This window comes from Ruegeria sp. CDSC002 (assembly GCF_059610905.1).
The window spans coordinates 115,156-122,046 of sequence record NZ_JBXWOM010000014.1; the positions used below are offsets into that span (position 1 = coordinate 115,156).

Below are 6,891 nucleotides of genomic sequence, written 5' to 3' on the forward strand. Positions count from 1 at the left end.
GTTATCACCGCAGCTTGGGATTCAGCGCGTCGCGCAGCCAGTCGCCCAGCAGGTTGACAGACAGGGCCAGCGCCAGAAGGGTGCAGGCCGGGAAGAACAGGATCCACCACTCACCCGAGAACAGGAAGCCCTGTCCGATACGGATCAGTGTTCCCAGCGACGGCTGGGTCGGCGGCGCACCCACGCCCAGAAAGCTGAGCGTTGCCTCGGCGATAATTGCCAGCGCCAGCGAGATCGTGGCAATAACCAGAACCGGGCTGAGGACATTGGGCAGAATATGGCGGAACATGATCGGAATTGGCCCGCGCCCGATCAGACGGGCGGCCTGTACGTATTCCTTGTTCTTTTCCACCAGCGCAGCGCCGCGTACGACCCGCGCAAATTGCACCCAATCAGACAGGGCAATTGCGATGATCAGAACATAAATCGCCATTTCGTTGCGGTATTCGGGGGGCGTAACGCCCTTGGCGATACCAAAGATGAGCATCGCAACCAGAATGGCCGGGAAGGTCAGCTGCACATCGGCAATCCGCATGATGAGCGTCTCGACCCAACCGCCAAAATACGCCGCAACCAGCCCAAGAATGACACCTATGATCAGCGCCAGCATCACGGCTGACACGCCAACAAACAATGAGATGCGCATGCCATATAGAATGGTCGAAAATACGTCGCGTCCCTGATCGTCGGTCCCCAAAAAGAAGGTTTCCTGCGTAAAGGCATTGGGCGTGCCCGGCGGCGTAAAGCCGTTCATCAGGTTCAGCGATGCCGGATCGAACGGATTATAGGGCGCGATGACCGGGGCAAAAACGGCAGCCAGCAAAAGGATCAGCACCACCAGTGAGGCGATCAAGGCGACCGGAGAATGCCGGAAGGACCACGCAAAATCGCTGTCCCAGAACTTGGCAAATCGCGATTTGGTTGGGGCGGTCGGGGTTTCGATGGTATCAGTCATGTGGCCCTCGCGTCGACACGCAGGCGCGGGTCAATGGCATAATAAAGAAGATCGACGATCAGGTTGATCGAGACGAACATGACCGAAATCAGCATCAGATAAGCGGCCATGACAGGGATATCGACAAACTGGATCGCGTTGATGAACAGCAGGCCAACACCCGGCCATTGGAACACCGTCTCGGTGATGATGGCAAAGGCGATGATCGAGCCCAGCTGCAGACCGGTGATCGTGATCACGGGAACCATAGTGTTCTTCAGCGCGTGGCGGAAGTTGATCACCCGGTCCGACAAACCGCGAGCGCGTGCAAACCGGACATAATCGGCGCGCAACACCTCAAGCATTTCCGACCGGACCAGGCGCATGATCAGCGTCATCTGATACAGACCCAGCGTAATCGCAGGCAGGATCAGCGCCTTGAGACCAGAAGTCGTCAAGAAGCCGGTGGACCAGTTGCCAATCATAACTGTCTCGCCCCTCCCAAAGCTGGGTAAGAGGTCTAATTCAACCGAAAAAATGTAGATCAATAAGATCCCGATCAGGAAGGTCGGCAGGGACACCCCGATCAGGGAAACGGTCATGATGACATTCGCAGCAATCCCTTGTCGTCGGATGGCTGTGAACACGCCCAGCGCAATCCCCATTGTGATTGCCAGAAAGCCGGAAACAAAAGCCAGTTCCAGTGTGGCCGGCGCGCGCTCGGCTATGATGGTCGAGACAGGACGTCCCTGACGATAAGACACACCGAAATTGCCTTGAACGGCATTTTTCAGAAACTTGTAGTACTGAACCGGAAACGGCTGATCCAGCCCCAGTTCAGCCCGCAGCCGGTCGATATCGGCTTGCGTACGTTCCTGACCCAGCATGTTGTCGATCGGATCGCCGACAAACCGGAACATAGAAAATGCGACCAGACCCACGACCAGCAGTACGATCACGGATTGGAGCATCCTTCGGACGATATATGCGAACATTCACTTTCCCCATTGATCCGCTTCTCTATGCACGGGTCGGCTAAATGGTCAAGGTATCGCTAACGGGATGGTATCAGAGCGATCCTTATTTCCTGCGTCATCGGTTTTGTGCAGGGTACGATGCGGATTGGCGGTGCCGAACCGGCCCTCGCCAATCCAATGCTAAAACGTCTTCAGTTCACGGTCACCCAGCGCAGCAAAAAGAAGTTGTCGGGGCGCTGTGTCAGCTCGACATTGCTGCGCGTGCCCCAGACCAGTGGCTGCACATACATGGGCACATAGACCTGTTCGTCCTGAATGATCTTAGCCACTTCGTCCAGCATGGCCTGACGCTTAGTCTCATCCAGCTCAGATTGGATGGCAGGCAGCAGTTCATCCACGCGTGCGTTCGAGAATCCGCCGAAATTCCAGCTGCCCAGCTTTTTCTCTTCGTTTGGCGTCGCGACTAGGAACCGGACTGGGTGTTCCGCGTCAAACGTTCCGGGGCTCCAACCCAGCAGATACATGTCATAGTTATCCTCGCGCAGCTCGGGCCAGTAGTTGCGCACGGGCATCGCTTCCAGCTCGGCCGTGATCCCGATCTGGGCCAGCATGCTGACTACGGCCTGACACACCGCTTCGTCGTTCAGATAGCGGTCATTGGGGCATTTCAGTCCAAATGAGAACCCGTCGGCATATCCTGCCTCGGCCAGCAAAGCCTTGGCACCCTCAACGTCAAATGCGGGACGTTCGGCATGGGCCGCAGAATAGCCGCTCATGGCTGGGCTCACCAATTGCGAGGCCGCTTCGGCATTGCCGCGCATGATGGTGGCCAGAATGGCATCGACATTCACGGCCTGCGCCACTGCCTTGCGGACGCGCGGATCGCGGAACGGGTTAGGCTTGCCTTCATCGTCCGTGTATTTCAGCGTCTCGGCTTCATGATCAAAGCCCAGCATGATTACACGGGCCTCGATCCCCTTGATGACTTCGACATCACTGTCTTCCTGCAGGCGCGCTACGTCCTGGATTGGCACCGGGTTGATCATATCCACATCGCCCGACAATAGCGCCGCAACGGCGGTTGCGGGGTTCTGGATCGGGTTAAACTCGGCGCGGGTGATATTGTGCTCGACGTCGCCCCACCAGCCCTCATGAGGCTCCAGTACGGTTTTCAGGCCAGGCTCACGCTCGGTGACCATGAATGCACCGGTGCCATTGGCGTTGATCGTCGCAAAATTTCCGGCCTCTTTGTCCGGAACGGCGGCATCATTGGCTTCAGTCCAGCCCTGATCCATGATCATCCAGTTGGCAATCGAAGACGGGAACAACGGGTTCGGCGCGGTCGTCATGATATCGACGGTATAATCGTCGACCACGATCACCTCACTGACCGGCGCAAACCAGCTGCGGGTATCTGCAGCCTCGCCCGAGGCGCGCTGATAGCTGAACAGAACGTCCTGCGCGTCAAAGGTACTGCCGTCGTGAAAGGTCACGCCCTCACGCAGCTTGAAGCGCCAGCCGTCGCCCTCTCCAATCGGTTCCCAGCTGACGGCCAGGGCAGGCTGAACGCTCATGTCCTTGTCGCGGCGGACCAGTCCTTCGTAGACGTTGTTAAGAAATCCCAGAACCGGAGCCGAATTGACCGCGTGCGGGTCCATGGTTTGCGGGTCCGTGGTGGAGGCCCATTTGAAATCTGCGGCCTGAACACTGGTGGCAGCCAGCATCGCAATGCCAATGGCGCTGTTCCTGAGGATCATTGTTATGTCTCCCTGTTTCTGTGGTCGAGTTTTCTTGGTTTTTGCCGCATGCGCAAGGAAATCTCAGATCACAACAAAAAACAGGGCGCGAAAATCGCGCCCTGTCTGATCGTCAATGGTTTTGACTTATTTAATGGTGAAGTATTTGACCTTGGGCTGGTCTTCGGCATCCACTTCGATGCCGACACCGTCAGCCATGCCCCAGTTCAGAACCTGGTGATGAATGGGGATGTAAAGCGCTTCGTCTTGCACCACACGCCAGATGTCGGCGATGTCGGCATTCCGGGCGTCCAGGTCAGTGTTCGAAGCGAGCGACTTGATCTTCGTGTCCAGCGCGTCGTCCTGATAGCCGGTTCCGTTCCATGTGCCGATGTCGTCTTCGCGACCGTGGACAAGGAAGTTGAAAATGTATTCCGAGTCATATGTCGGAACACCCCAACCCAGCATGTAGAAGTCAGTCTTGCCGTCGGTGATCAGCGGGAAGTGCTGCGCCTTGGGCTTTGCGTCCAGATTCACGGTCACGCCGATCTGGCCCAACATCCCAACGGCCGCCTGACAGATCCCTTCATCGTTGATGTATCGATCATTCGGGCAGTCCAACCGGAGCGAAAAGCCATCGGCATAACCTGCCTCTGCCATCAGTTCCTTGGCTTTTTCCAGATTAGTGGCGGATTCGCCGTCCATCGCTTCGGTCCAGCCGTTCACGAAAGGCGGTGCGATCATGCCCGCAGGCTGCGACTGGCCGCGCATAACGACCTGCTTGATCGCATCACGGTTGATCGCCATCGACATCGCCTGACGCACACGCACATCGGCCAGAGGATTCTTGCCGTCTACGTTGTCTGCTTCGATATCGTCCGCACCCTGGTTCATGCCAAAGAAGATCACACGGTTCTGTGGGGCTTGCTTGACCATCAGGCCATCGGCACCATTGACGCGGTCAATGTCTTGAACCGGCATATCCTGCAGGAAGTTCACCTCACCCGACAGCATCGCCGCCACGCGGGTCGCAGCGTTCTGGATGGGGGTATAGACGATTTCGGTCACTTCCATGGGGAACTGGTCGATGCCCCAATAGTTGTCGTTGCGCACCATCACGGTTTTGACGTCAGGCTCGCGGCTTTGAAGGACATAAGGCCCCGTACCGTTGGCGTTGGTGGTGGCAAAGGTGATCTCGCCACCCTCGAAATCCTGCACATTGACAGTGTTGTTTGCCTCGGCCCAGCCTTTGTCCAGAATGAACAGGTTGGTCAGGTTCGACGGCAGGATCGGGTTTGGACCATCGGTGACGATCTCGACTGTGTAATCGTCCACCGCGCGCACTTCGGTGATCGAACCGATCAGCTCTTTCATGTCCGAATTCGGCTGCTTGGCCCGCTCAAAGCTGAACACCACGTCTTCGGCGTTGAAGTCCGCGCCATCATGGAATTTCACGCCTTCGCGCAGTTTGAAGACCCAAACATTCGGGTCATCCGCCTTGGGCCCCCACTCGGTCGCCAGCGCAGGTTCAAACGCGCCTGTTACGTCGCGAATGATCAGCGGCTCGTACATCTGGTGCCGTATTGTGTGTGACGGGCCTTCGTTTTGCGAGTGCGGATCCAGCGTCAGCGCGTCACCAGCACGTGCCCATCGCAGCGTTTCCGCCGATGCGGCACCCGCCATCAATGCGGTCGCACTGGCAGCGATCATCAAGTTCTTCAGGATCATTATAATCTCCCCGTTTTTTCGTTAGTACCGTTCCGTGGAACGGCAGACCGGTTTTGTCGGTCTTGGTAGTGCTGATCATCCAGATCATTCTGAAGGTTGCAACACCAGATTGTGAACTATTTGGATTTCCGATCAAATTTGAAAAGCCGACATATCGCGAACACCCGATTCAGCGCAGAATGACCGAGCGCTGATGCGGATCATCCGGGAAAACGCGCCCGGATTGGACGCATTGAAAAATATGCCGGAACACCAGGCCTGCCTCGCCGCCCGGCGAAACCGGACCAAAATACTTGTGGCCGGTGGGGGTGTCATAGGCCGTATTGATATCGTCACAGTCGACCTGAAATATGTTATGCGGCGTTCGATCGATATTCTCTGGCCCCGTATGACCCAAACGGCGAGACGCCACTTTGTTCTTGAGGTTTGCTGCCTTGCTGGCCCGCAGCGCGAGATCGTCGGATGCGAAATAAACAACCACATTCCGCGACGCATGGCTGACCAGCACACCGGGCTCATGTTCATGCACGGTTTCATTGACGACATCTGCGGCAACCATGAACGTGTTGCGAAACAACAGCGGCACGCCCGACGCCAGATCATACCGATCCCATTCCATCAACGTCTGGCGCAAAACCCGATTGCCCATCGAATGCGCCAGCAGGTTGATCCGTTTCAGGCAGGGGGCAGATTCGGGCTCGTTATCCTCACTGTTGCGCCATTCCAGGAAACGCTCCAGCACCCGCGCAAAGGAAAAGCCGCTTTGGTCCGCGGATTTCTGGTCATCCCAGTATTTCTGAACGATCCCCTGCTTGGCGTCGCTGGGCCAGATCAGAGGCAACACCATCACTTCACCGGGTTTGGCCTGATCGCACAGACGCTGAAGCTCGGCCGTTGTTTGAAACACATCGTCGGGCAGGTTGTTGAACCCGTGCAAGTATAACAGGATCTGACGGCAATCGCTGTCGCGCACCCGCCGCAAGAGCTCTTTGCTGGTAATTTCGGTGTGGTGTTCATCCTCGCCTTTTTCACAATAGAACACCGAATTCGAAGGTGCGTTGTTGTCCAGATCAAAAGTGAAGCGACGTCCTTTACGGGTGCGAATACTTTGGGTTGGAAATCTGTTCGTTATAAAAAGCATGAAAGCCCCTCCTGTTCAGGATGGAACCAGCCTAACAAGTCGACCGCATAGGCGACACAGAAATCCCGGAACTCTGACCGTATCTATGGTCGTATTTACACAAAGGGTTTCACATTGGGTCGGTCATGGACGCCCTGAACGAAACTGGGGCGGCTCCGCCCGTGCTTTAGCCTCATAGCTCGCGGTCATCATCAGGCATCAAGAGCCGACCGAGGGGCTCTGCGACAGGGTTTAACCATTCCAGAGGCGGCCTTATGGCCAAGATCCGACTCCGGCTGGGTCCTGTGCCGAAGCGACCTAATTCACTGCAGCGTTGATTGGTGTTGTTATGAGTGATGGAGTGATTTGGCTGATTGTTCTTCCCCATTTTGTGAC

Annotated in this window: 5 protein-coding genes; all 5 read right to left on the reverse strand. The window is 56.5% G+C overall.

The annotated features are described in order from the left end of the window. Nucleotides 1-4 precede the first annotated feature (4 nt). The gene (locus AC2FJE_RS21120) at nucleotides 5-955 is read right to left on the reverse strand and encodes an ABC transporter permease (protein WP_058273051.1); all 951 of its coding nucleotides are present in this window, start codon (nucleotides 953-955) and stop codon (nucleotides 5-7) included. Further along, a complete protein-coding gene (locus AC2FJE_RS21125) occupies nucleotides 952-1,929 on the reverse strand; it encodes an ABC transporter permease (protein ID WP_058273052.1) in 978 nt (325 codons plus the stop codon). Before AC2FJE_RS21125 ends, AC2FJE_RS21120 begins: the two co-directional genes overlap by 4 nt. A 173-nt stretch (nucleotides 1,930-2,102) precedes the next feature. After that, nucleotides 2,103-3,668 (reverse strand): ABC transporter substrate-binding protein, encoded by a 1,566-nt coding sequence (locus AC2FJE_RS21130; RefSeq protein WP_496757901.1) that lies wholly within the window; start codon nucleotides 3,666-3,668, stop codon nucleotides 2,103-2,105. Between the two features lie 126 nt (nucleotides 3,669-3,794). Further along, on the reverse strand, nucleotides 3,795-5,375 hold the full coding sequence (locus AC2FJE_RS21135) for an ABC transporter substrate-binding protein (protein ID WP_282120968.1): 1,581 nt from the start codon (nucleotides 5,373-5,375) through the stop codon (nucleotides 3,795-3,797). A 169-nt stretch (nucleotides 5,376-5,544) separates the two neighbouring features. Continuing rightward, the gene (locus AC2FJE_RS21140; RefSeq protein WP_108861693.1) at nucleotides 5,545-6,516 is read right to left on the reverse strand and encodes an alpha/beta hydrolase; all 972 of its coding nucleotides are present in this window, start codon (nucleotides 6,514-6,516) and stop codon (nucleotides 5,545-5,547) included. Between the last annotated feature and the right edge of the window lie 375 nt (nucleotides 6,517-6,891).